Annotated in this window: 22 protein-coding genes and 1 pseudogene; 10 read left to right on the top strand and 13 right to left on the bottom strand. The window is 45.8% G+C overall.

The window, feature by feature from the left end; all coding sequences use genetic code 11:
• Positions 1-280 precede the first annotated feature (280 nt).
• Positions 281-1,924, top strand: a complete 1,644-nt coding sequence (locus tag VME0621_RS22775) for a methyl-accepting chemotaxis protein (RefSeq protein ID WP_062461663.1) — start codon at positions 281-283, stop codon at positions 1,922-1,924.
• A gap of 148 nt (positions 1,925-2,072) precedes the next feature.
• On the opposite strand, the gene VME0621_RS22770 is transcribed toward VME0621_RS22775, so the two are convergent.
• From VME0621_RS22770 to zntR, 4 genes are all read right to left on the bottom strand, one after another.
• The gene (locus tag VME0621_RS22770; RefSeq protein WP_062461660.1) at positions 2,073-4,211 is read right to left on the bottom strand and encodes a lysine decarboxylase CadA; all 2,139 of its coding nucleotides are present in this window, start codon (positions 4,209-4,211) and stop codon (positions 2,073-2,075) included.
• 102 nt (positions 4,212-4,313) lie between these two features.
• On the bottom strand, positions 4,314-5,660 hold the full coding sequence (cadB, locus tag VME0621_RS22765; RefSeq protein ID WP_062461656.1) for a cadaverine/lysine antiporter: 1,347 nt from the start codon (positions 5,658-5,660) through the stop codon (positions 4,314-4,316).
• A 411-nt stretch (positions 5,661-6,071) separates the two neighbouring features.
• Entirely contained in the window at positions 6,072-7,664 is a 1,593-nt protein-coding gene (gene cadC, locus VME0621_RS22760) for a lysine decarboxylation/transport transcriptional activator CadC (RefSeq protein ID WP_062461653.1), read from the bottom strand.
• Between the two features lie 172 nt (positions 7,665-7,836).
• Positions 7,837-8,232, bottom strand: a complete 396-nt coding sequence (zntR, locus tag VME0621_RS22755; RefSeq protein WP_006073412.1) for a Zn(2+)-responsive transcriptional regulator — start codon at positions 8,230-8,232, stop codon at positions 7,837-7,839.
• Positions 8,233-8,263: 31 nt separating this feature from the next.
• Between zntR and VME0621_RS27030 the strand changes: the two are divergent.
• From VME0621_RS27030 to purD, 3 genes and pseudogenes are all read left to right on the top strand, one after another.
• Positions 8,264-8,359 (top strand): annotated as a pseudogene (locus VME0621_RS27030) (phosphoribosylamine--glycine ligase); the annotation flags it as partial.
• A gap of 159 nt (positions 8,360-8,518) precedes the next feature.
• Complete coding sequence (purH, locus tag VME0621_RS22750; protein ID WP_031493222.1) at positions 8,519-10,111, top strand: bifunctional phosphoribosylaminoimidazolecarboxamide formyltransferase/IMP cyclohydrolase; 1,593 nt, start codon at positions 8,519-8,521, stop codon at positions 10,109-10,111.
• Positions 10,112-10,196: 85 nt separating this feature from the next.
• A complete protein-coding gene (purD, locus tag VME0621_RS22745; protein WP_062461650.1) occupies positions 10,197-11,486 on the top strand; it encodes a phosphoribosylamine--glycine ligase in 1,290 nt (429 codons plus the stop codon).
• Between the two features lie 80 nt (positions 11,487-11,566).
• Here the strand turns inward: purD and VME0621_RS22740 are convergent, their stop codons facing one another.
• On the bottom strand, positions 11,567-12,259 hold the full coding sequence (locus VME0621_RS22740) for a DUF1481 domain-containing protein (protein WP_062461648.1): 693 nt from the start codon (positions 12,257-12,259) through the stop codon (positions 11,567-11,569).
• 208 nt (positions 12,260-12,467) lie between these two features.
• Positions 12,468-12,740, bottom strand: a complete 273-nt coding sequence (hupA, locus tag VME0621_RS22735) for a nucleoid-associated protein HU-alpha (RefSeq protein WP_006073404.1) — start codon at positions 12,738-12,740, stop codon at positions 12,468-12,470.
• Positions 12,741-13,058: 318 nt separating this feature from the next.
• Between hupA and VME0621_RS22730 the strand changes: the two genes are divergently transcribed.
• Positions 13,059-14,189 carry a CNNM domain-containing protein gene (locus tag VME0621_RS22730; protein WP_062461645.1) on the top strand — a complete coding sequence of 377 codons (1,131 nt, stop codon included), beginning with the start codon at positions 13,059-13,061 and terminating at the stop codon, positions 14,187-14,189.
• 61 nt (positions 14,190-14,250) lie between these two features.
• Here VME0621_RS22730 and VME0621_RS22725 read toward each other — a convergent pair whose 3' ends face one another.
• Complete coding sequence (locus VME0621_RS22725; RefSeq protein WP_062461641.1) at positions 14,251-16,140, bottom strand: putative ATP-dependent zinc protease; 1,890 nt, start codon at positions 16,138-16,140, stop codon at positions 14,251-14,253.
• Between the two features lie 273 nt (positions 16,141-16,413).
• Here VME0621_RS22725 and VME0621_RS22720 point away from each other — a divergent pair, with 273 nt between their 5' ends.
• The gene (locus VME0621_RS22720; RefSeq protein WP_062461638.1) at positions 16,414-18,735 is read left to right on the top strand and encodes a Tex family protein; all 2,322 of its coding nucleotides are present in this window, start codon (positions 16,414-16,416) and stop codon (positions 18,733-18,735) included.
• A 67-nt stretch (positions 18,736-18,802) separates the two neighbouring features.
• Here VME0621_RS22720 and VME0621_RS22715 read toward each other — a convergent pair whose 3' ends face one another.
• Both VME0621_RS22715 and bioH read right to left on the bottom strand, forming a co-directional pair.
• Positions 18,803-19,252, bottom strand: coding sequence for a hypothetical protein (locus tag VME0621_RS22715; protein ID WP_006073398.1), 450 nt, complete (start codon positions 19,250-19,252; stop codon positions 18,803-18,805).
• A 149-nt stretch (positions 19,253-19,401) separates the two neighbouring features.
• Positions 19,402-20,193: a pimeloyl-ACP methyl ester esterase BioH gene (gene bioH, locus VME0621_RS22710; RefSeq protein ID WP_006073396.1), complete on the bottom strand. Its 792-nt coding sequence runs from the start codon at positions 20,191-20,193 to the stop codon at positions 19,402-19,404.
• 61 nt (positions 20,194-20,254) lie between these two features.
• Between bioH and VME0621_RS22705 the strand changes: the two genes are divergently transcribed.
• From VME0621_RS22705 to cysQ, 4 genes are all read left to right on the top strand, one after another.
• Entirely contained in the window at positions 20,255-20,935 is a 681-nt protein-coding gene (locus tag VME0621_RS22705; protein ID WP_065311742.1) for a ComF family protein, read from the top strand.
• Between the two features lie 116 nt (positions 20,936-21,051).
• A complete protein-coding gene (gene nfuA, locus VME0621_RS22700; RefSeq protein ID WP_031493658.1) occupies positions 21,052-21,639 on the top strand; it encodes a Fe-S biogenesis protein NfuA in 588 nt (195 codons plus the stop codon).
• 184 nt (positions 21,640-21,823) lie between these two features.
• On the top strand, positions 21,824-22,381 hold the full coding sequence (gene nudE / locus VME0621_RS22695) for an ADP compounds hydrolase NudE (RefSeq protein ID WP_031493657.1): 558 nt from the start codon (positions 21,824-21,826) through the stop codon (positions 22,379-22,381).
• A 1-nt stretch (position 22,382) separates the two neighbouring features.
• Positions 22,383-23,210 carry a 3'(2'),5'-bisphosphate nucleotidase CysQ gene (gene cysQ, locus VME0621_RS22690; protein WP_370736794.1) on the top strand — a complete coding sequence of 276 codons (828 nt, stop codon included), beginning with the start codon at positions 22,383-22,385 and terminating at the stop codon, positions 23,208-23,210.
• A 77-nt stretch (positions 23,211-23,287) separates the two neighbouring features.
• Here cysQ and VME0621_RS22685 read toward each other — a convergent pair whose 3' ends face one another.
• Genes VME0621_RS22685 through gspK form a run of 4 tightly spaced genes read right to left on the bottom strand, consistent with a single transcriptional unit; the run spans position 23,288 to position 26,773 of the window.
• Positions 23,288-24,046, bottom strand: a complete 759-nt coding sequence (locus tag VME0621_RS22685; protein WP_062461630.1) for a type II secretion system protein N — start codon at positions 24,044-24,046, stop codon at positions 23,288-23,290.
• Positions 24,047-24,541: a type II secretion system protein M gene (locus VME0621_RS22680; protein WP_031493654.1), complete on the bottom strand. Its 495-nt coding sequence runs from the start codon at positions 24,539-24,541 to the stop codon at positions 24,047-24,049. It abuts the gene before it with no gap.
• Positions 24,542-24,549: 8 nt separating this feature from the next.
• Positions 24,550-25,791: a type II secretion system protein GspL gene (gspL, locus tag VME0621_RS22675; protein ID WP_006073379.1), complete on the bottom strand. Its 1,242-nt coding sequence runs from the start codon at positions 25,789-25,791 to the stop codon at positions 24,550-24,552.
• Positions 25,760-26,773, bottom strand: coding sequence for a type II secretion system minor pseudopilin GspK (gene gspK / locus VME0621_RS22670; protein WP_038222770.1), 1,014 nt, complete (start codon positions 26,771-26,773; stop codon positions 25,760-25,762). Before gspK ends, gspL begins: the two co-directional genes overlap by 32 nt.
• Between the last annotated feature and the right edge of the window lie 2 nt (positions 26,774-26,775).

Raw genomic sequence — 26,775 nt, 5'->3', positions numbered from 1 at the left:
TGATTGTTTTTGTGAAAAAGCCAGAGCCTAGCTCTGGCTTTTTTATTGTCTGTAGATCACAACTCTGCTGTTATCAGCCATATTGCATTCGATAAAACGGAACTTGGGTCAAATCTTAGACCATTAGGGAATAGCCGGATGTTTCACCATCACGTATCGTAGAACACACAATAACCACAAAACCTTGTCAGACTGGCCACACAATAACAAACAATGAAAGTCAGCATGCCAACTGCCCTGTTGGTAATGTGTTCACCTATAAGAAAAAGGAGTTCTTAGGATGAATGCCTCATTTTTGCGCCGTAGCACTATTCAAACTCGTCTCTATCTACTGATAGCGATTGTCTCCATCACGCTGATGGTCCCGCTCGTTCTCGCCCTAGTTGATTATCAACAGTCCCTGATAGCGGCAAAGAAAACTAAAACTCGCCACTTAGTTGAGAGTGCCTACACGCTTGTCGACCATTACCACCAGCAACAATTGTCCGGTAAGTTGAGTCAACAGCAGGCTCAAGCAGCGGCCGCTAAAGCGATTCAGAGTCTTCGTTATGAAGGGAACGATTATTTTTGGATTAACGATCTTACCCCCACCATGGTCATGCACCCTATCAAGCCCCAACTAAACGGGCAAAACCTTAGTCAAATTGCCGATCCCAGTGGTAAAAAACTGTTTGTTGAGATGGTGCAAGTTGCAAAACAACAACAAGCGGGTTTTGTACCTTATCTCTGGCCTAAACCTGGTTCAGAAACACCCGTAGAAAAAGTCTCTTATATCAAGACCTTTAAGCCTTGGGGATGGATTATCGGTACTGGTGTCTATGTCGATGATGTTCAAGCGCAAGTCTGGCAAGCCATACAGAAAGTCTTGATAACCGTCTTGATTGCATTGGGCTTTATGTTGGCATGTGCCACCCTCATCAGCCGTAGTATTGCGAAACCTTGCCGTGAAACATTAGAGGCACTGACAGAGATTGCCAGCGGTGACGGCGATCTATCGAAGAAACTACCAGAGCAAGGCAATGATGAATTAAGCCATATTGCCGCTGCATTTAACCGCTTCACACATAAGTTGGAACATATCATTAGCGATATTAAGCCGGTAACCGACAACATCACCCAAGCTGCTATTTCCCTTAACGCTGTAGCACAAAACGGGGCTAGTCAATCACAGCAGCAACAGCAAGCTGTGGATACCGTAGCGTCCGCTATGAACGAGTTGCATGCCAGTAACCAAGAAGTGGCCAACTCTGCTCAGCATGCCGCTCATGCCGCCACTTTAGCCAGTGAACAAGGACAGCAAGGTAGTGAAGTGATAGAACTTGCCGCGTCATACATGCAGTCCCTCTCAGAGCGTCTTACAGAAACGGATAACAACATCAAGCTACTGGCGAGTGACACCCAACAGGTAGGGGCTGTCTTAGAGGTGATTCGTGGCGTGGCTGAACAAACCAATTTGCTCGCGCTCAATGCTGCTATCGAAGCAGCTCGTGCGGGAGAGCAGGGTCGAGGCTTTGCGGTGGTTGCAGATGAAGTTCGTACATTGGCCACTCGCACTCAAAGCAGCACGGACGAAATCGAACTGATTATTCAAAAGTTGCAAAATCAAGCGGCGCAAGTAAGTCAATCGATGACCCAAACTCAGCAACAGTCACAAAAAACATTAGAACAAGCGAGCAACGCCAAGCTCGCGCTGCAAGAGATTGACACCCAAGTGAACGCTATCGTTGCGCTGAATCAGCAAATCGCTGAAGCCAGTTCACAGCAAACCTTGGCGACTGACGAAATTAGCCAGAACTTAACACAAATTGCTGATCACGGTAATCAGTCAGCTCTAGAAGCTCAAAAACTGGCTCAAGCCAGTGAGCGGTTAATGGAAAACGGCCATCAACTCAGTTCTGGTATAAGCACCTTTAAAGTCTCTTAGCCTTAAGTACTAAGAATAAAAAAGGCGAACAGTCACGCTGTTCGCCTTTTTTATTAAGCGGTCGTCAATCGGGGTAGCGGCCACTCTCTAGGATGAGTGCATCAAGATGGAGCATGCAAAACGACATCAGACGCCCTAATCAATCTATTTATTGGTCTTTCAATACTTTAACGGTATAGCAGCCATCTTTCTGACGATAAACACCGTGAATATCAGTCTCAAAGCCTGGGTAATGCGCGCCGATTTCACACAGCATTTCCAAGAAATCCAACACAGGACGTGAACTATCAGTCACCATTTCACCCGGTAACACAAGTGGCACACCTGGAGGATAAGGTAAGATCATATTAGCACTGACACGACCCACCATCTCTTTTAAGTTAATCTCCTCAATTTGACCACGTAGCTCTTGTTGCCAAGCCGCATGTGGTGTGACTTTCATTTCAGGCAGAACATCGAATGCTTTGTACATCAATTCTGGTAATTGGTATTTCATTGTTAGCTCATGAATACCCTGAGCCACCTCTTGGATGCGTTTGCCTTCATAGAAATGAGGGTCTTCTTGGTATAGTGACGGCAACATAGTACGTATGGTTAGGTTAAGGTCGAAACCGCGTTTAAACTCGGTTAAACCGCGCAGCAGTTGCATTGCTTTAGATTTATCGATACCAATGGAGAACAAGAACAACAAATTGTATGGGCCTGTTTTCTCCACCACGATACCGCGTTCGTCAAGGTATTTAGCAACTAGGGAAGCCGGAATACCGGTTGATTCCATCTCACCAGACTTACTCATACCCGGAGTCAATAGCGTGATTTTGATTGGATCTAAGTACATGTGGTCATCGTCTAGATCTTTAAATCCATGCCATGTCTCTTTAGGATCCAATTTCCAGCATTCTGTTGTGTCGATGTTGTCAGGCTGCCATACATCGAAGAACCAGCCTTCACTTTCACCTCTAAGGCGTTTGATCTCTTTACGGAAACGAATCGCTCGGTCGATAGAGTCTTGCATCAACTTACGCCCTGTATTACCACGCATCATTGCCGCTGCCGTTTCTGTTGATGCCACAATACCGTATTGTGGTGAGGTTGAGGTGTGCATCATAAATGCCTCATTGAAAGAAGCTTTATCAAACTCACCTTTAATGTGAATCATGGAAGCTTGAGAGAAGGCTGCCAACAATTTGTGAGTCGATTGTGTCTCATAGAACACTTTACCCGGCATTGCTTCACCGCTCATGCCACACTTGCCATTATAAATAGCGTTGAAATTAGTGTAAGGCACCCAAGCACTGTCAAAATGAATGTGCTTACAATCCAAAGACTCTTTGATGAACTGGGTATTGTAAAGTAGACCATCATACGTTGAGTTAGTGACTACCGCATAGGTCGGTGCGCTAGCCCCTTCAGTATTTGCTACTTTGTTAGCAATAACCTCACGGCTAAACTCGCGTTGTGGAATCCCCCCAAGAATACCGTAAGCATTGCGAGTTGGACGGAAGTAAATCGGTGTCACGTCGCTCATCATCATTAAATGAGTTAGTGACTTATGACAGTTACGATCCACAAGTACAGTACTGCCCGCTGGCGCTGAGTACATACCAACGATTTTGTTCGATGTCGATGTACCGTTAGTCACAATGTAAGAACTATCCGCGTTAAATGTTCTCGCGATATACTCTTCCGCTTCTTTGTGCGGACCAGAATGATCAAGTAACGATCCTAGTTCAGGCATAGAGATTGAGACATCGGCCTTGAAGGTATTTGGTCCATAGAAGTCGTAGAAAATACTTCCCGCAGGGCTTTTTTGGAATGCCGTGCCTCCCATATGTCCTGGAGTACAGAAAGTGTATTTTCCTTCTTCGACATATTTAAATAACGCTTTAGTGAATGGCGGCATGATAGCGTTTTTATACGCTTCCGTTGCTTGGTTCACTTTGATGACAATATCGTCCGCCATACCTAAAGCGTACTCAAAGAAGCTGACATTTAAACGCAGATCCGTCAGTGAAATATCCAATGTAGATTGGTCATTAGCAAATGCATGTACTGGCAGCTTCTCATTTACTGCGCTGATGCGCTCACAAAGATTGAGCGAGTATTTATCCCAGTCAAACAGCACACCACAGACGCGGGGATTCATTTCAATCAGTTTAATTAGGTCTTTGTCGTCAACTGGGTAAACTACGTCATAACCTGCTTTTTCTAGCGCAGCGTGCAGTTGACGAACAGGCTCTTCTTTGAAGAACACACCCATGTGATTAAGGATTGCGAAAATATTCATTTGGACATCTCCAAGGTGAATGAGGGCGCTCCCTGCCAAAGACAGTGAGTAAATAGAGCGCCTAGGAATAAATGGGCTGGTGCACTTCGCACCAGCGAAGAATTAGTGACTCGCTTGTTGCGAAGACAGCTCGTTAGGGTGTTGCTCCATGTACTGAGCTAAGCCCGCTTTTTTGCTGTAGAACATCAAGATGATGAGTGACATGATGAAGGTGGCTGTTAATGTTGTTCCTTCTGCTCCTGCTAATGCCACCATGCAGAACAAGCATGCGATACCAGAGAAGAACATCACGAAACCATTGCGAGTCGTCATACCTTCAAAACGAATCAAGTTAATGCTGGAGTAGAAGTAAGGCAGCATAGTGAGCAATACGGCATCAGTCGTCAGTTGATTAAATAGGTCTGCCGCATGAGCAGTTTTTGAACTGAACACCATCAATACACACATTAACGCTGTCATTTTGATTGAAGCGAGAATGAGACCTTTTCTAGGAACACCATTTTTATCGACTTCACCATAAATTTTCGGGAAGTTGCCATCATTGGCCGCCCGTTTACCGGCTTCACCCACCAACATCATCCAAGAACCCAAAGAGGTAAAACAGGCCAGTGCAGTGAAAGCGGCAACGAAAGGCGCAGTCCAGTGACCAAAGATCTCTGTGGTAGCTAGTGCAAACGGTGCACCAGATGCAGCAACTTCAGAAGCAGGGAACATACCGCTGATCATTTGAGTCGACACAATGTAAATCACACCAGCAATAGCGGTCCCTAACATGGTTGCTAGTGGAACAGTACGTTTTGGGTTATCCACCATACCGGAGGACACCGCTGCTGATTCAACACCAACAAAAGACCATAGACAAATCAATACCGCCGCGATAACAGCGTGACTATCACTGCCCGCAGAGACATTCCAGTTTTGGCTGTATAATGCAGGTTCAAAGTGCGTCCAACCGAATAACGCGGTACCGAGCACAGGGATGAGGATAAGCACAAGCCCCAATGTACATAAGCGGCTAACCCAACTACCACCAAGCAAGTTCACCATAGTAAATACCCAGACCGAGGCAATCGTCGCGATGCCGGCGGGAATTGGGTTGTTTAAGACTGGGAAAAAGACCGAAAGATAAGAAACACCTGTAATTGCAATCGCTAAATTACCGATCCAGTTTGCGTGGTAATAGAGCACTCCGGTTTGGAAGCCAAATACAGGAGAAATTTCACCGGCATACGCGATAGGTCCCCCCTCTTGAGGGTTCTTCGTTGCCAAACGTGCAAACACAAATGCAAGGCTCAACGCACCAACAATACATATCACCCAGCTATAGAGTGAAATGGAACCCACAGCCGCCAGGCTCGATGGTAACAACGCAATACCACTGCCCATCATGTTACCCGCCACAACACCAGTACAGGCAATGAGGCCGATTTTCTTTGTATTCGATGACATAACATCTCCAAATTAGTTCTACTTGAACGTCATGCGTTCAAACTGAAGCCGATTCGAGATGTCACCGTAAGAAGGTTGAGCAACACCTCGTGAATTTTCGAGATGCAGGTTACGCCCAATTTCAAGCAAAGAAATCAATCTGAAGTTATCAATAAAACCATTAGCTAGAAACGTTCAACCTTGATATAAACCTTATCAAAAATAAAATTAAACCGTTAAAAAACAATGAGATAGGCAAAATAAACTACCAAGCTAAACCATTCTAAAAATATCAAGGTGAGCCTTTATCACCAAAAACGTACTTTCCTGATATCAAGACAGCCCTATGCCAGATACAAAAACGCCCTCCAATAAGGAGGGCGAGTATTTGAGTATGGGCGCGCTACTGATTCTCTACGCGCTCAACAAGGATTAGATAAGTCGGACAACAGAAGGATGAACTGCACGATACATGGCGTGGTCAATCTGTTTTAGATTGCTATAAAAAATCAGATTTTCGCACAACAAGTAGGTTTCTACGGACGTATCAATATAGAAGGCTTCACTGTAGGCCTCACTTGCACTATCCACATCCCCTGATAACTCAGCGTGCTTACCTTTAATGATATAAGCCAACACAGAATCACGAAGTTGAAGCGCTTGGTTCAGGTAGGCGGCGGCCTGCTCTTGGTCTCCCACCATGGTTTCATGTAAAGACAGTGCCTCGTAGATACGCGGTTGTATCGGTCCATTCGATGTCGCAAGGTATTGTTTTAGCGCACCACTGAGTTTGCCTAACTTCTCTTGGGTTAAAGGGCTGCTCTCGTCTAAAGCACTTCTAACATAATAGGCGGCCAGCAATTCAGACTGTACATAGGCGTTATCCGGCTCTTGCTCTACCACCTTTTCCAACAAATCAATGCCATATTGGAACTGCCTAACATCAGACATATTCAAATAATGGTTAGCACGAATAAACAACCCTAGTGCTTCAGGGTCACTAGGTACTCCAGCCATCATGGTCACCGCACGTTGCTCAGCATTGGCTACATTAAGCACTCGCATCAAATCTAAGGAGCTTTGTTTGAGTACAGATTTCAAATGCTTGTCGGCTAAGGCATATTGACGGCTAAACAACACTTTTTCGGAGGAGTTATCTCGATATTCCAATTCAAGAAAGTCGCGGCCATCGTCTTCATCCACTCTTACCAGTACAGTTTTACCGGGGACAATTCCCGTTTTGAATGCCGTTTTATGCAGCATCACCCGATAGCCACTGACTTGAGTAATATCCGACATCAACTTTTGAGCAAAACCATCCGCCAGTTCATAACTGCGCCCCAAGCTGCGGATACCATCTTGAAACTCAAACTCGATAAGATGCGTATCGATAACCTGAGTTATGCTCACTTCCGACTGCTGGTAGGTAAAAATGCCAATCGCGGCCACCAAAATACCAATCCAAATTGCGTTGATAACCCCTAAACGCCATGGACTTAACAGGCGTTTGGGCTTTTTACTTCGCGTTGCCTTCTGCTTCTGGTACAGAGCTCGAGTCAATGGCGCAGCCGGAAAAGCGATCGCTTCCTGAGTATCGGTGTCACTCTCCGCAACTATTGGATCGGATTTAGAGTGTAACGTTAACGTCTCCGAACTTGCAGGGGCAATAGAAGAAGATCGATATTGAAGAAATTGCTCTGGCGTCATTGGTGTGACGGCAGCCACTAGTTTGTAGCCACGTTTGGGCACCGTTCCGACATAATGCAGATTCTCTTCACGACCATCTCGGAGGATTTTTCGCAGTTCAAACACAGACTGAGTCACAACCTGATCAGTGACAATGGCGCCGTCCCAAACGTAACGAATTAGTTCATCGCGACAGTAGACTTGGCCAGAGTGTTCGGCTAAGAAATGTAATAGATTGATTAAGCGTGGTTCAACAGAGACTTCCCTATCTTGTCGATACAGCTTATTTTCATCAACACTGAGAACCCAGTCGTTGATTTGAAAATAGACCTCTACCATATGAATTTTCGTCTCTCACATACACGTCCCCGCACTTTATAGCCCCACGCTACCAGCGGATGACGGTGGAAAGGCGCGATTATAGAGGTCTTGAGAGTTTTCACCTATACAATGCCGATGATCAAAGGTGCAAACTAAGGTTGGTAGCCTCGCGGATACCTATGAGGTGTGGTTATTCCAACGCAGCCAATATAGAACAATGACTGGCATCATGGCCATGCCCACAACACGCGTCATTGATTTTTTTCAACGCAGTCCGAATACGTGTTAGTTCCGCTATTTTCTCATCAATAATGCTAAGTTTGGCAGAGGTGATAGCTTTCACCTCTGCACAGCTATGCTCGGTAGCTTCAAGTTTAATACCTAGCAGTTCTTTGATTTCGTCTAGGCTCAAGCCGAGCTCTTTGGCTTTTAAAATAAAACTAACCTGCTTTTGGCTCTCTTCATTATAAAGACGATACCCAGATTCACTGCGCCCTGCGGGAGCGATAAGTTGGTTTTTCTCATAAAATCGCAACGTATCCGCTGTGACTTTGCAGCGTTTTGCTAACTCACCTATCTGAAACATAACCGTTTAAATTAACCTCTTTGTTACAAAACTGGCCTATAATCCTTTTTTTTGCACTTTTTTTTGCGATGCCAAACGATTGCGCGAGCTTTTTTGTAATAGATTGGTTAGAATACGCGCCATCGACACAAATGATGCTTTTTTGCTCAAGGATAATTGCCAAAGTATTAGTGACCTGTCCCTATGATGGTGCAAGCCACGCTATTTTGGCAACTATCTTTATGCCGTAGGTATAAACACCTACACACAGCAACGTTAACTCCGTGATTTTGAGGAAGACAGAAGCATGAATAACGCTCGTCCAATTCGCCGCGCTCTTATCAGCGTATCTGACAAAACTGGTATTGTTGAGTTTGCCGAAGCGCTAGCACAACGTGGTGTTGATATCCTATCAACAGGTGGTACAGCTCGCCTACTTGCAGAGAAAGGCATCGCAGTAACTGAAGTATCTGACTACACAGGCTTCCCTGAAATGATGGATGGTCGCGTCAAGACTCTGCACCCTAAAGTTCATGGTGGTGTGCTAGGTCGTCGCGGTCAAGACGACGCTGTTATGGAAACACACGGTATCAACCCTATCGATATGGTTGTCGTTAACCTTTATCCATTCGCAGAGACGGTTGCTAAAGAAGGCTGCACGCTAGAAGACGCCGTTGAGAACATCGATATCGGTGGTCCAACTATGGTTCGCTCTGCTGCGAAAAACCATAAAGATGTGACTATCGTTGTTAACGCACACGACTACGACCGCGTTATTGCTGAAATGGACGCAAACGAAAAGTCTCTGACTCTAGAGACACGTTTTGACCTAGCTATCGCTGCGTTCGAGCACACAGCTTCTTACGACGGCATGATTGCTAACTACTTCGGTACTATGGTTCCATCTTACGGTGAGAACAAAGAGGGTGATGAAGAGTCTAAATTCCCACGTACGTTCAACCAACAGTTCGTGAAGAAACAAGACATGCGCTACGGTGAAAACAGCCACCAAGACGCTGCATTCTACGTAGAAGCAAACCCAGAAGAAGCGTCTGTATCTACCGCTCACCAAATTCAAGGTAAAGCGCTGTCTTACAACAACATCGCTGACACTGACGCTGCACTTGAGTGTGTGAAAGAGTTTGATGAGCCAGCTTGCGTTATCGTTAAGCACGCAAACCCATGTGGTGTTGCTCTGGGTAAAGACATCCTTGAAGCGTATGACCGCGCTTACAAAACTGACCCAACATCAGCGTTTGGCGGCATCATCGCCTTCAACCAAGAGCTAGATGCAGAAACAGCGAAAGCCATTGTTGAGCGTCAGTTCGTTGAAGTGATTATCGCACCTTCTGTTTCAGCTGAAGCAGTAGAAGTGGTTGCCGCTAAGAAAAACGTTCGCCTACTAGAGTGTGGCGAGTGGACAACTAAAACAACTGGTTTTGACGTTAAGCGCGTTAACGGTGGTCTTCTGGTTCAAGACCGTGACCAAGGCATGGTATCACTTGATAACCTTAAAGTAGTTTCTAAGCGTCAACCGACCGAAGAAGAGCTGAAAGATGCACTATTCTGCTGGAAAGTGGCTAAATACGTGAAATCCAATGCGATCGTTTACTCGAAAGGCGACATGACTATCGGCGTAGGTGCTGGTCAAATGAGCCGCGTGTACTCTGCGAAAATTGCTGGTATCAAAGCTGCTGACGAAGGTCTGCAGGTTGAAGGCTGCGTGATGGCATCAGATGCGTTCTTCCCGTTCCGTGATGGCATTGACGCTGCAGCAGAAGCTGGCATCAAGTGCGTTATCCAACCAGGTGGCTCTATGCGCGATGACGAAGTTATCGCAGCCGCTGATGAGCATGGCATGGCGATGATCTTCACAGGCATGCGCCACTTCCGTCACTAATTACTCGTCGCATTTGGTGCTGTAGCCACATTAGTGCTGCAACACCAACTGCTTAGAGTAATCCAAATTTTGAAAGGATTATTAAATGAACGTTCTAATTATTGGTGCTGGTGGTCGTGAGCACGCTCTGGGTTGGAAAGTGGCTCAGAATCCAAATGTTGAAACTGTTTTCGTAGCACCAGGCAATGCAGGTTCTGCGCTTGAGCCTAAGCTAGAGAACGTTGCGATTGACGTTGAAGACATTCAAGGTCTGGTTGCATTTGCAAAAGATAAAAACATCGAGCTAACGATTGTTGGTCCTGAAGCACCGCTTGTGATTGGTGTTGTTGATGCATTCCAAGAAGCGGGTCTAGCGATCTTTGGTCCTACTCAAGCTGCAGCTCAGCTAGAAGGCTCAAAAGCGTTCACCAAAGACTTTTTAGCTCGTCACGCTATCCCAACTGGCGCTTATGCTAACTTCACGGAAATTGAACCTGCACTGGCTTACGTTCGTGAGCAAGGCGCACCAATCGTTGTTAAGGCTGATGGTCTTGCTGCTGGTAAAGGTGTTATCGTTGCGATGACGCTTGAAGAAGCAGAAGATGCAATCAAAGACATGCTAGCTGGCAACGCATTTGGTGACGCTGGTAGCCGCGTGGTTATTGAAGAGTTCCTAGATGGCGAAGAAGCAAGCTTCATCGTGATGGTTGATGGCGAAAACGTATTGCCAATGGCAACCAGCCAAGACCACAAACGTGTCGGTGATAAGGACACAGGTCCTAACACTGGCGGTATGGGCGCATACTCACCTGCTCCAGTGGTTACTCAAGAAATCCACAACCGCATCATGGAAGAAGTTATCTATCCAACGGTTCGCGGTATGGCTTCAGAAGGTAACCCATACACTGGTTTCCTATACGCGGGTCTAATGATCGACAAAGACGGTACGCCTAAAGTTATCGAATACAACTGTCGTTTCGGCGACCCAGAAACACAACCTATTATGATGCGTATGCAATCAGACATGGTTGAGCTGTGCCAAGCGGCGATCGATAAGAAACTAGACCAAGTTGAATCTAAGTGGGATCCACGTGCTTCTATCGGTATCGTTCTAGCGGCAGGTGGCTACCCAGCATCTTACAACAAGGGCGATGTTATCTCTGGTCTACCAACAACAGAAGTGGAAGGTGAGAAAGTATTCCACGCAGGTACAACAGACAAAGACGGCAATGTTGTGACTAACGGTGGTCGAGTGCTTTGTGCAACTGCACTGGGCAACACAGTATCTGAAGCTCAAGCACGCGCTTATGAGCTGACTAAGAAGATCACCTGGGACGGCATGTTCCACCGCAACGACATCGGTTATCGTGCCATTGCACGCGAGCAAGGCGAGTAGCTTTCGCTCTATCGAACGGAATAAAAAAGGCGCTCAATAGAGCGCCTTTTTTATTCCGTGGTCTAGTCACGTTGCACTGGTTATTCAGTGGCAAGCACGGGACGCTTAATACAATCGGTCGAACCATCAGAGAGCATTAGCAATTGTTCTACTTTTGCTCCAGTCAGTCGAGTACTGCCTAAAAACGCGACATAGCTTTCCACTTCCGCCAAACGCTGCACTACAAAGTCTGGCAAACTCTGTTCAAACTTAATATTGTTAAATTCAATACCGCTACAGGTTTCCAGCGACTTTCCATCCCAATGACCTTGGATAAGCTCTAAACCATCACTATCCTGCTCTTTTACTCTTTCCACAAGTAAGTCAGCTTCACGCTGGTAGTTTTCTAACTGAGCACGTTTGATGGGTAGGACTTTACCATTTCGACGGTATTGTTGATAAATAGCTTCGCCATCTTTATTGAAGCGCACGTGAATACGGTAATTGACTGAACCTGACTCAATCTCATTCTGCACCCCTTCTCGCACAAACTCACGTAGTGTGTCACCACTCCAACGATAATTGGACTTATACCAACCATAGTCATTCATATTGACATAGTCAGCAGCACTGAACGGTTTTGTCAGCCGCTCGGTATACCAATACAAACTCGTTGCATCCCCTAACGTTTGACCACCTGTGTATTCCGAATACTGATTCAGAGATGGTGACGGAGAAGAAGAGCAACCAGCGAGCGTTGCAACTAATAGTGATACCAACAGAGTTTTCTTCATTGATGTCTATAACCTCAAACAAAAGCAACGTAGGCAAACAACAGCTTCTACTAACTGTAGGACAGCGTTAATGACAAGGCGTTCACTTCAATTCAGAGTATTGGAGGAGAGATTGATGGATAAGCGCATTACATCGGCTAACACGTTTATCGATCAACCGCATAGGAAGGAAAACAGCACCGATGAAAACTCATCGGTGCTGTAGAAATTATTTAACTGCGTCTTTTAGCGCTTTACCAGCTACGAAAGCTGGAACGTTCGCTGCAGCGATTTGGATCTCTTCACCAGTTTTTGGATTACGACCAGTGCGAGCTGCACGGTGGTTTACTTTGAACGTACCAAAACCAATTAGTTGAACTTGGTCACCTTCAGTTAGCGCTTCAGAAACACCTGAAAGCGTCGCTTCAAGCGCTGCTTTAGCTTGTGCTTTAGATAGGTCTGCTTTCTCAGCGATAAAGTCGATTAATTGGGTCTTGTTCATTAGGTTTCCCTTCTTCATGTTATCGAGTTAGAGCCCACTCTAAATCATAAAGCCCCCATCTGGCAAAGGTTTGTAGCCGATCTTTCTCACTTATGACCGAGATTTAACCGTTTTATGAGCAATAACTCACAATTTGTTACGTGAAGATTGAGTTTGAAACCTTGTAATTTATTGCATAAAGTCCCATAAATGCACTGCCGCACAATTAATAAGCCTGATAAATCTATTATGCGGCTACTGTTTTTTAAGCACTCACCAACAATGCACAGGCTCATTTGCAGCAAAGTTAGGTTGATGTGTGCACATATTAGGAAATGAATGTTTCTTTTAACGGTTTACATAGCGATCGCTATCGGTGTTTCTTTTATCTGTTCTGTGCTTGAAGCGGTGTTACTTAGTATTACACCAAGCTACCTAGCTCAGCTTCGACAACAAGAGCACCCTGCAGCAGACAAGCTTAGCAAGCTTAAAGCTGAACTCGATCGACCATTGGCTTCTATTTTGACGCTTAACACCATCGCGCACACCATCGGCGCGGCAACGGCAGGTGCGCAAGCTGCTAAAGTGTTTGGTAGTCAATGGCTAGGCGTTTTCTCAGCGGTACTGACATTAGGTATTTTAGTGTTGTCAGAAATCGTCCCGAAAACCATTGGTGCAACCTACTGGCGTCAACTTGCTCCTACCGCAGCTACAATTTTACGTTGGATGGTATGGGCACTAACTCCATTTGTTTGGTTTTCTGAGCAGATCACTAAGCGTCTGGCTCGTGGTCATGAAGCGCCAAAGATGCGTGATGAGCTGTCTGCGATGGCGATGTTGGCAAAAGAAAGTGGTGAGTTTGCTGAGGGTGAATCCAATATCTTGAACAATATTCTTAATATTCAAGATATCCCGGTAACGCAGGTTATGACACCGCGCCCGGTGGTTTTCCGTGTTGCAGCTGAAATGACCATCAATGAATTCTTGGACCAGCATAAAGAGACTCCGTTCTCTCGTCCGCTGGTCTATAGCCAACAAAAAGACAATATCCTCGGGTTTGTACACCGTCTGGAATTGTTCAAGTTGCAGCAACAAGGCAGTGGTGAAAAACAGTTAGGGTCTGTAATGCGCCCTATCCACGTGTTGTTTAACACGATTATGTTGCCTAAAGCCTTTGAGCAAATGATGGCTGCACGCCTACAGATTGCAATGATTGTGGATGAATATGGCACCATACAGGGCATCATTACGCTAGAAGATATTTTTGAGCACTTACTAGGCCAAGAGATCGTCGACGAAGCAGACAAAACCACAGACATGCAAGAACTGGCTTACCAGCGTTGGGAACACTGGAAAGAGAAGCACAGTATGATCGATGGTTCTGATGATGAAGAATACGAAGAAGTCGACAACAACTCAGATTCAGAAAAGAAACTCGATGCTGATAGCAAAAAAGATGAACAGCAATAATCTCTAGAAAATAAAACGGCAGCGCCTAGGCGCTGCCGTTTTTTATTGGCTCACGTTTGAGTTAGTGACTGCCGATATCATTTCCTAATAGGAAGTTCTCATCACTACTAACTACTACGCCGTACTTAAGGAAGTTTTTCCCTAAAATCATACTGTAGTGGAAACGAGAGCGGTCTTGTAGATTGACTCGAACCGTCTTCTCGACATCGCCAAGTTTCACTCGCATTTCAACCACTGGGCGCACATTGGCTTTTTCACCCGCCTTCGCTTTAATGCGCATTACATCCACCACTTCACGGGTGAATTCTTGCTTCATCCCCATATCATTGGCATAAGTGAAGGTCACCATGTCTTTACCGTCTTTCTTGAACTGTTTAATATCCAATGCATTCATTGAACTAACATCAGCGCCGGTATCAAGCTTCACAGGGAACTTCAAGCCTTCCACCGTTGCATTCTCTATGTGACCTGCGGTAAAGATAGGATAGGCGTCCAGCAGGTTTTCACTTCGAGTATTCACCAAGACACCAGCTTTCGTCGCTTTCTTACCTATGATGAAGTAAGGCTCTTCACCTTCATCACTATCCAAAGCTTCCAAAGCAAATTCAACCGTCACTTCTTTGTCGCCAACAATAAACTCACCGTCGACAACCGGTCGCACCGTATCACCTACTTTTATTTTACGAAGAATGGTCTTGCGGATTTTTTCTTCATTACCTTGGTCGTTAGATAAGTAGTACTCCACTTTGTCACGACCTTTAGCTTCAATCATTTCAAAGCTAGCGACTTTTAATAATGGCGTGCTAACCGCAAAAGAAGGCTCAGCGTTTAACTGGTAGCCATCAAGAATCAGACTTTCCACAGGTGAAACCACCAGCGGTTTATTCTTCATACGAGACTCAAAGCTCTGCCTCTTCTTGTCCAGCTTATCTTTGGCACCCGTATCGACAATAAAGTTTTTACTAAGTGTGTCTAGGCCCAATCGAAGCTGAGTACTGTATTTAGAGCGGTCTTTTAAATACACCTGAATCGTCTGCTCAAAGTCTTTACCACCTTTGAACGGTACAAAAACAACTGGGTATTCATTACCACTGACAGAGAGCATTTTCACCAATGGATACGTCACACGCTTTTTCGCGTTTTCTTTACCCGCTAAGTCAAAGCTTACGCTGTTATCTTTTTTATTTACTTCAACATTCTGCGCATTAAGAATGCTGTAGTTATTTTGCAAAGATAGGCTTACATCGACTGGCACACCATCAACTTCACCAGACTCACGACGACCAATAACTTGAGCGTCTTTCTGTTCTTGCAAATAGTCGTAACCAGCCATGACCCAAGCATTGTCAGCTAAGAACGTTTTACCAATTAAGATAGGAGCACTAAAACCACTTCGGTCAGTTAAGTTCACTTCGGTTTCTACCGTTTTACCTGCAATAGTCAGCGGCAGAGTAATCACAGGGCGATAGATAGGTGTCGCACTGGTTCGGCTACGAATCACACTGGTGCGCGTCAAAGGTCGCTCCATAGTGATTTTCTCTCCGGTGTATGGGTGACGAAGCGTAAAAGTCACCATACCACCGAAGTTTCGTTCTTCATTATCAAATTCTTCTAGCCACCAGTCACTGGCAGAGCCGCCATACTCATCTACGATGGTCTGCAACAGCTTCTCATCAGTTAACCCTTGGTACTTTGGGTTGTCGCTGGTGACATGGATATCTTCAGCGTGCATCGATGTAGTGTCCGCACCGGTATCAATCTTGCCAACAAAAGGGATACCTTTAAGTGCATCAATATCTTGATAGTACACACTCTCAACGCGACCTAAGACGAGTTTATCTTCGATAGAAAGTACAGGTGCTTGAGTAGTAGAGAGATCTGGTGCAGCCATAGCCCACCCACTGGTCATTGAGGCGAGAATTAACGCCAACTTAGTTGCTGTTCTATTCATTTTAATACATCCATTCATTGACCGACTTTTAATACCCCGTTTGTCTTGAGACAACGGCCACTGTAATTCATTGCCAACTCTCTTTAACTTTACAGAAAATTAACGGAATATCCACGCGATTATCAATAAATTAGCAAATTACTGAAGTGTTTCACGGCTAAGTGATAGAGAAAAATAACCAAGCAATTGCAAAACTTAGCTCAAGCCCTTATATCCTATAGATATCGAAGAAAGGACCTTCCTTTCCCTAACACACAACAAGAGAATACACGGATGAGCCAAGCTATCTGTCAACTGATTGCTAAAGAGCTGAGCGTCAGCACTAAGCAAGTTGAAGCTGCTGTCACTTTGATTGATGACGGCAACACCGTACCCTTCATTGCACGTTACCGAAAAGAGGTAACAGGCGGGCTTGACGACACCCAATTACGTACTTTGGATTCTCGCCTTAGTTACCTAAGAGAATTGGACGAAAGACGTCAGACAATTCTGAAATCCATTGATGAGCAGGGCAAACTCAGTGCCGAATTACGCGCTGAAATCGAAAACGCCGATAACAAAACACGTCTTGAAGATCTGTATCTACCATACAAGCCAAAACGTCGCACCAAAGGGCAGATTGCCATTGAAGCAGGACTAGAGCCACTTGCAGATCTGCTTTGGAATCAACCAAGTCATACTCCGGAAGACGCTGCCCAACAGTACGTTGATGAGTCAAAGGGTGTCGCAGATAGCAAAGCCGCTCTTGATGGTGCACGCGCTATCATCATGGAGCGCATCGCTGAAGATGCAGACCTATTAGAGAAAATTCGTCACTACCTAAACCGTAATGCGGAACTTAGTGCTCGAGTTATCCAAGGCAAGGAACACGAAGGCGAGAAGTTCAAGGACTATTTTGAACACGACGAAGCCATCAGCAAAGTTCCGTCGCACCGTGCACTGGCCATGCTTCGTGGTCGCAATGAAGGCTTCTTGCAATTATCCCTCAACGCCGATCCTGCTAATCGAGAAAACGCGCGCGAGTCTCACTGTGAAACCATCATTGCAGAGCATTATGGTGTTCATCTAAGCCAAGCGCCAGCGGATGCTTGGCGCAAACAAGTCATCAGTTGGGCATGGCGCATCAAAGTATCCATGCATATGGAAACCGAACTGATGGGCGCGCTCAAAGAACGCTCGGAAGTCGATGCCATTACCGTGTTCGCTACAAACTTGAAAGACCTCCTGATGGCCGCACCTGCTGGCCCAAGAGCAACATTAGGTCTAGATCCTGGTTTGAGAACAGGCTGTAAAGTGGCTGTCGTCGACACTACAGGTAAAGTGTTAACAACAGAGACCATCTACCCTCACCCCCCGCAAAAGCAATACGATAAGTCAGCACAGGTTATTGAGCAGTTAGTGCGTCAATACAATGTCGACCTAATCGCGATTGGTAACGGTACTGCCTCACGCGAGACAGACAGCTTTGCTGCCGATGTGATTAAACGTGGCAATCTTAAAGTTCAGAAAATTATCGTCAGCGAAGCTGGTGCTTCAGTGTACTCAGCCTCGGAACTTGCTGCCAAAGAGTTCCCAAACATGGACGTGTCACTACGTGGTGCCGTCTCTATTGCACGCCGACTGCAAGACCCACTGGCTGAACTGGTGAAAATCGACCCTAAGTCTATTGGTGTTGGTCAATATCAGCACGATGTAAGTCAAACCATGCTGGCTAAACGCCTAGATGCAGTAGTCGAAGATTGCGTAAACGCCGTTGGGGTTGATGTAAATACGGCCTCAGCTGCACTACTCACTCGAGTGGCAGGACTTTCATCAACACTGGCGCAAAACATTGTCGACTATCGTGATGAAAATGGCCGCTTCGAGGCCCGTACAACCTTGAAGAAAGTCGCCCGTCTAGGTCCTAAAGCTTTTGAACAGTGCGCAGGTTTCCTTCGCATCATGAATGGCAAAAACCCGCTTGATGCATCTTCGGTTCACCCTGAAGCGTATCCAGTAGTTAAAACAATTGCTGAGAAAACTGGCCGTAAAGTGCAAACGATTATCGGTGATAGCAGCTTTTTGAAGTCTATTAACGCCATTGATTACACCGACGAGACATTTGGTTTACCAACTGTCACCGATATTATCCGCGAATTGGATAAGCCAGGCCGTGACCCTCGACCTGAGTTTAAGACTGCAACCTTTGCTGAAGGGGTCAACAAGATCTCCGACTTAGAACCCGGCATGGTGCTAGAAGGTGTGGTGTCTAACGTCGCTAACTTTGGTGCCTTTGTGGATATTGGTGTACATCAGGATGGATTGGTACATATTTCAGCTCTAACGGATAAGTTTGTCGCCGACCCTCGCGAAGTAGTTAAAGCAGGTGACATCGTTAAAGTTAAGGTAATGGAAGTCGATGCAGCCCGTAAACGCATCGGCCTGTCTATGCGTTTAAACGATGAACCTGGACAAGATAACAGAACTAGCCGCAGCTCATCTCAAAAGCCGAGAGAGCCTCGAGGCGGACAGCGTCAACACAAACCTCGTCAGGAATCCGGTAATAGCGCCATGGGTGGCGCATTCGCAGCGGCGTTTGCCAAGGCGAAAAAGTAGTTTCTATCAATAACAAAAGAGCACCTTAAGGTGCTCTTTTTAATTCACGTTATATCGAACCGTTCAACTAAGTGACCGCAAGAATATCAGAGGGTGTATTAGGCGCTACTGCATGGCCATAATGATAACGAATCACGGTGCGACGTTTGGCCATCTTCCCTTCGAGTATCGCTGCATCGACTATTTTCTTCGGTAAACGAAAGCGCATAGCATAGCCTTTCCCTTGCGACTGACTATAGGTATTTAGCGACAACAACCGAAACCAATTTTCTACCGGATTATGCGGCTGAGAATCCTCTTCTTCCGTTTCATACTCAGGGTGTTCAGCAGGATCCCAGGCACTGCGCTTACGGCGCTTTTCATCCTCGTTGATGCGTCGTTCTGCATTGGTTCTCGCCAGTTCCACGGGAGCAATGATCGGCTCTCTCACTTTGTTATCACGAGCCACTTGCTCTGTCTGTGGATTCACGGACGGTGCAATAACCGGGGCACTTACACTGTTGGGTGACACGATCATGGTCACTCTCCTCTGCAATGAGTGATTCCAGCCAATACCTCTACACTTAGCCTTATCTTTAGCTGATTGAAATATCGTCAATCATCTCAATACAGTATCGGACAAAATGCATAAAGCTTTACCGATTTTGTGTAAAAATCCTGCAAATATCAGCGAACTAGCGCCTGCACCTTGTCGATAAAACCGCTTTGCTCGGTAATAAACGGAGCATGCGAAGAATCCTTAAATACATGTGATTGATGACCGGATGTGAGCTCATCTAGCTGTTTTGCAACGCGCACTGGCACCAAACCATCTAATCGACCATACCAACGGTGAACTGGCATCGATAGTTCTCCCAACTGTTGACGCAGATCGAGGGAGTCCAACCAATTCAGTCCTAGCATCAACGCTTCTTGAGAAGGCATAGGCCGCGATAACACCGCTTCTTTTAGTTGTTTCACATCTTGACGAGCACTTGGACTGCCCATGGCTTGCAGTGCCATAAATCGTTCGATGGTTAGCTTGAAGTTCTCAGTTAGCTGTTCAGTAAATGCAGCCAGTACATCCTTTTTAATCCCGCGCCACTGTTCACCTTCAGAGAACTTGGGCGAGCTTGCTAATGTCACCAGCTGCGAGATTCTTTGCGGATAATAATGAGCTATGTGAGTCGCCACTAACCCGCCTAAAGACCAACCCAACCAAATGGCTTGGTCGGGAGCATCCGCCAGTAATAACTCACAAAACTGCTCAAGGGACTGATACTCAACATCATGACTGAAACCATAACCGGGCAAATCAACGCTATGCACGGTGAAAGACTGAGCCAGTTCGGCACTGCACTTGGACCATACCGCCCCATTCATGCCCCAACCATGAAGCAAAACGATATCGGGTCCCTGACCTTCAGAATGCCAATGTACTTTTGATGCTGAGCTCACGTTATCTCCTACCGAATTCATACTACGTTGGGGTTGTTTTGCTTCATGCTAAACAGATATTCTCAAACGTCAAATTAGACCAATGAAACTGTCACTTCCAATACCCTCTCTGTGTCATTTATGCGGTTTACGTATCGACTCAACCAAGGAGCACCATTTATGGTGCTCGCATTGTCATCGACAAATGGCGTTACACATTAAACGCTGCCGTTGCTGCGGTTTAAAGATAGAAACACAGGCCGATAAGTGTGGCCAGTGCCTTAAGTCACCGCCTCCATGGCATCAAATGTACTGTTTGGGTGACTACCAATACCCACTTTCAACGCTCATCCAGCAGATAAAGCGGCAGAAACGCTATTGGCTACTTCCTCCTCTAGCTCGTATGCTCAGCGGTTTAATTCTTCACCCCGCTCCCTTAGTGGTCACCGTACCAATGAACTGGCATCAATATCTATTAAGGGGATTTAATCTTAGTGAAGTGCTCGCTAACGAGATAGCTAAGTCCGCGCCTCAAACTCAACTCATGCCTAATGTATTTCTCAAACATGCTCGAGCCCCAATGCAAAAAACCTTAGATAAAACCGCACGGCTGCGTAATGTTCGCCAAGCGTTTTCATTACATCAGCGACCAAAAGCAAGTCATGTTGCGATAATTGATGATGTGGTCACAACTGGCGCAACTGTCAGACATTTAAGCGAATTATTGCTTGATGTAGGGGTAGAAAAAATCGATATTTACTGCTTGTGCCGCACGCCAAAATGAGTCGGTAATCCACTGGAACTTCAAGTTGCACACAATACAGACAAATAATTTTGGCATCTACTCACGACAGGAGTAGAATAGTGGTAATAACCTACAACTATACTCAGGTATTCGTCGTGTCAAATCCAATTACTATTACAGAAAGTGCACAAAGCCACTTTGCCAAACTACTGGCTCAACAGCCAGAGGGTACGAACATCCGTGTTTTTGTCGTTAACCCAGGCACTCAAAACGCTGAATGCGGTGTGTCTTATTGCCCACCAGAAGCGATTGAGTCAAACGACACAGAATTTAAATACGAAGCCCTATCTGCTTATGTTGATGAGTTATCTCTACCCTTCCTTGAAGATGCTGAGATCGACTTCGTCACCGACAAAATGGGTTCACAGCTTACGTTAAAAGCACCAAACGCGAAAATGCGTAAAGTCGCTGATGATGCGCCATTAATGGAACGTGTCGAGTATGCTATCCAAACTCAAGTAAACCCACAGCTTGCTGGTCACGGTGGCCACGTTAGTCTGATGGAAATTACTGAAGACGGTATTGCCATCGTTCAGTTTGGCGGTGGTTGTAACGGTTGCTCCATGGTTGATGTAACCCTGAAAGAAGGTATTGAGAAACAACTTCTTCAAGAGTTCTCTGGTGAACTTACAGCGGTTAGAGATATGACCGAGCACGATCGTGGCGAGCACTCATACTACTAAGTGACTTTTTCGCCCACGCGGCCATGAAGTTCGAGCAGAGCGCCAAGGGAAACCTTTGCGCTCTGTTTTTTTATGGTTCTATTTGGCGATGACTCAATTCCTATATATATTAAGCAGTACAATAATTTCTGTTCCGCACGCTCACATCATTAATCTATGTGGAACAACGCTAAGGAGATAAGCCATGCCGTCCAAAAAAGGACCTGAAATCTTAGCCCAAAAGACCGTTGCCGAATCTCGGCTATTTAAGATTGAGGCGTTAGACTTAGCGTTTTCTAATGGTACTAAGCGCACTTATGAGCGAATGAAGCCAAGTGGTCGTAACGCAGTCATGATGGTTCCTATTACAGAGCATGGTGATATTTTATTGGTACGCGAGTACGCTGCTGGCACAGAGCGATACGAACTGGGCTTTCCTAAAGGACTTATCGACCCTGGCGAGTCACCTGACCAAGCAGCGGTGCGAGAGTTGAAAGAAGAAATCGGCTTTGGGGCAAATAAGCTGACTCCGCTAAAAGAAGTGATCTTAGCACCGTCTTATTTTTCAAGTCGCATGACCTTGTTTGTTGCTCAAGATCTGTACCCTGAACAGCTTGAAGGCGATGAACCAGAGCCTTTAGAGATAGTGAAATGGCCACTGGCTCAAGCAGATGAACTCCTCTCTCATATGGATTTCTCCGAAGCGCGCAGTATTACCGCATTACTGCTGATGTTAAGAATGAAGTCAGAACTAGGACTATAACGTGACGGCACTGAATAAAGATCTCTCCCACCTCATTCCCGACGCCATCAGCATTGCTCGCCTTGCTGGACAGCTCATATTAGACATCTATGAAAACAAGCAATATGAGGCTTTTACCAAAGAAGATGAGACTCCAGTCACCACCGCCGACCTTGCAGCTCACAAGCTGATTGTTGAAAAGCTCAGTCAATTAACACCAGATATCCCTGTACTGTCTGAAGAAGCAGCAGATATTAGCCTTGAACAACGTTCGCAATGGGATACCTATTGGCTTGTTGACCCGCTTGATGGCACTCAAGAGTTCATTGCTCGCAGTGGCGATTTTGCTACGATCATTGCACTGGTTCGCAACCATAAGCCGATTATGGGCATCGTCTATGCGCCCGTGTCAGGCGTGACTTATTATGCCTACGAGAATAAAGGGGCTTGGAAAATACCATCCATGGATGAAAGCTTGAGAATTAATGTCCTCAAACATGATGCTCAAGATCAATCCATCGCGATTGCGATTAGTCGCCGCCAAAATATCAATCGTGTCACAGCAAGAATGAGCTCTGCGTGGAACTACGATTTGGTTCCTCTTGGCTCTGCGGCACTAAAAGCGTGTCTAGTGGCAGAAGGCGCGGTGGACTGTTACCTGCGCTTAGGCCCAACAGGTGAATGGGACACAGCAGCAACCCAATGCATTGTCGAAGAAGCTGGCGGTGCCATCTTAAGTACCGAGTTAGGTCCGCTGTCCTACAATCAAAGAGAGACATTGGAAAATCCAAACTTCATTGTGATTGGCGATCAATCGCTAGCTTGGGATAAGATTCTCATTCAAGAATAGACACTACAATAAAACTAAAAAGGAGGCTAAGCCTCCTTTTTAGTTGTTAACTCAGCAAACAACTTCGTCTCCATTTCCTAGAATCTTCCTTGATAATTAAAGGAATAACGACCTTGATTATCAGGGTTACCTAGCCAACTCAACTGCTGACGCATGGTCGCAGGGAAATCACCTTCCGGTTTAAACCACGCGCTGGATTGATATTGTCGGTTCGGCGTCAGCTGCCCTGAGAACTCACTAGAGACTTGCTTACTAGATTGACTGCCTTTCGCGGTTAATACACTGTCATTACACGCCAAATCAACAATAGTCGGCCCGAAGCTTAAGCTGCCGACAGGGGTTTCAATATAGCCAGCACTCCATGACAGACTGCCCTCTCCTGTTCCACACCAAGGAGATTGGTATTGCAACGATCTGATCGCCAATTCAAGCTGCCCCCCTGCCGAAACAGGCACGGGCATAGGAGAATATTGCAGAACGGTATCTGCCGGTATCGAAGCTAACAAGGTCTCCACGTAAGGTCCTGAGAAGCTAATACCGACATTCCCTTTTCCAGAGAGACCAATAGCACTGCCTCGGCCAAACCTAACGGCATATTCTGGGGACAGAGTTAGCAAACTCGACCATGAGAAGGACCAGTTAAGTTCTCCCAGTTGGTAGTTCTGAACTCGTACATTTTGAGCTCGCCCCTGCCAAACCGTTCCTTCTGCGCTATCAATAAACACACCTTGAGGCAACGGTGAGAAGCTCAATGCCACGCTCGCAGGCAAGTGATAGATAGCACTAGCGGTAAACACACTGGTGCAAAGTAACGCGTACTTAATGACTCGTTTCACTTAGCTACCTCTTTTAAATTGCAGACGGTTCACTTCTATCACACCACTCAAATCCGCCTTATCAATATCCATATTTTCCACTGTCACTCCGTGGTTTTCCTGTAAATAGAATAACCAATTTACGAAGAACTCAAATGGGATCGGTTTGATCCAGACTTGCAACTGGTCGTTACGAGGCTGCATTCGAATCAACTCGACATTAAATCGATTTGTTGACGACGTGATAACCTGATTTAAAGGCTGCTTGGAGACAACCACACCGCCAGCACGACGTTTTTCAACGATGGTATCGGCTTGTTCACTTACCCAAGACAACAATTGACGCTCTGACTGAATACGCATTTGGGCATTCTCAGTTCGCTGAGCAAATGGGGCGAGTATCCCCCAATAGATGATCCCAATAATGGCAACGACAGAACATGCCAAAACCAGTCGCTGTTCCCTTTGACTGATGCTAAGCCACCAGCTTTGTGCGCTAAGAAGTAGACCTTTCATGATTGACCCTATTTTGCCTTCAACACAAAGTTACCCATCACCACTTCACCATTACGGTTAAGGGGACCTTGTGACACATCGAACTGCGTTTCCAGTTTTATTCTTGCCGCTTCAAAGCTTTCAAAATCCTTGCTGGTGACACTCATACGAACCTCATTGCGATTGCCATCAAAGGTAAAACTCTCAACTTGCATGCCATTCACTTGACCCACGGTGTCGGGCAATTTCGACAACCATTCCAACACAGACGCACTGGAGATATCGGAGCCACCTAATCGGCCTAGCTCATCTTGCATTTGTCTCTTCAGGTAGCTCACTGTAGGAATGCGTTTCTTATCTGGAAACACGCTTCGGAAAATACGTTCACTTTCCGCTCGGTAAGCTGCTGCTTGAGCTTCATACTGATTAACAAGCACTACTTGTTCCGCAATCAGAGCAACGATAAGTATTGAGGCCGCGATAGCTACTTTCTTCCAAACTTTCCAATGTTTTAAGAAAGAAGCTTTAGGTTTAAAGTCACCACTGAGTAAACTAAAGCCGCTATCCACCACTCCTTTTGAAAGTAGTGCCATGGCGGGTTCTGCTGGCAAAGTTTGCCATGAAACATGGTCAGAATACGAAGCAACAATCGTAGGTTCTTCTGAATAGCTCTCTACGACTACTACTGCAGACTCTTCTTGATCTTGCTGCTCCCGAGAGGATAAATAATCCGACTTAATAACCGCTTCAAGCCAGTTGTTATCAACCGTCATACCCGACCATTCAGAGGTACGAAACAGCCACTGCTCATCCATTTCAATCGCAGAAACATGTTGTGTCTTGGGCAAAGCTAAAACATCAGGAACGACCTTTTTAACTTCAATACCATGTTGCAAAAACGCCTCAAGCACATCAGATAAATAGCGCTTATCAACCGCACACACTGCCGCTTTGTCAGCGTGTTTATTAAGAATCGTAAAGTGAAGCTGCTCGACATCTTGAGCAATATCATCTTCTACAAGAAATGGCAGCATGGTTTCAAACTGCCTAGCTCCACCTGCTGGGATCTCAACTTGAGCGAAGTGAACATCCTGTGCACATAGCATAAGCATTGTGACACGCTGCTGCGCGTATTCCTTGATCTCTTCGAGCTGCGCTAAACTGTCAAGCACACCACTCGCTATCACTTCTTGCTGATTGGTCGACCAAACCGCCCAATGTACAGGGCTAGTCGGCTGACTATTCAGGCGAACGGTTAAAAACTCGCTCACGAAATCCTCCAAATCGACGGCGCACTACCGTCACATCTTGCCTATCTTGGCTAAAAAATAAGGTTCTTAATCGCAGTCTTGATTCGTCCACAACTACCTGCGCATCTAACTCAAAGTAAACACTGTCCACAGTCAGGAAAGGAGAACCTTGCTGCTTTGTATTGTCATCCACCGCACCCATTTGTGGCTCTGCTAAAAACTGATTCACACCAGACCACCCATCAAAGGGGCGATTTTCAATAAGCTGTTTGGCATTATCCACCGACAAATTCGGTGCAAATAACGCAGCGAGTAACGGTGCTTGCTCGACCGAAATCGTATTAACATTGAGCTGCCAACTGGATGTTGGTAACGCGCAGACTAGTGGAGCAATTTTCAACATAGCTTCACCAGACATCTGATTAATTGCTCTCAGTTCAGAACTGTCGGCGATTAGACCATTAGCGGCAACGTACGCTGGCGACAAAGACTCGTAGTAACTGTCTCCAACTCCAGACACGGAGCGAACAGTCGTTTCCTTATTGATAAACTCCCAAGTCGAATCAGCAATTTGTTCGGCTTGGTAATTCTCGACTTCACTTTCTTCCAGCAATCGCTGAAAGAAACGTACCAAAAATGGTTTAGTGGCGCTATTGGCATTCGGTGTCACATTCGCCAGAGCATTGACATTGAAGCATGACTGCATATCTCGAATGTAGCCAGTTGCTTGACCGTAATCGAGAGGATAAGTGCGCTCCTCAAGAGCCCAAGGTTGATTCAGATTAATACTGTCTTTGTTATCTTTGTAGCTCTCTTTTATCGCAACAGAGGCCAATGCCTCAACACCAATGGCATACCAATAGGCCTGTTGATAATTAACCTGATTCGATGCTCGAGTGAACTGACTAAACAAGCGCTCAGACATCGTAGCGGCTATTGATACCATGATGGCTAAAAGCAGCAGAATAACAATCAAGGCAACCCCTTTTTGGGAGTTAGGCATCA

Origin of the sequence: Vibrio mediterranei (genome assembly GCF_900088415.1) — a bacterium.
In the GTDB taxonomy this organism is placed as follows: domain Bacteria; phylum Pseudomonadota; class Gammaproteobacteria; order Enterobacterales; family Vibrionaceae; genus Vibrio; species Vibrio mediterranei.
This window is presented reverse-complemented; position numbering and strand designations above follow the sequence as displayed.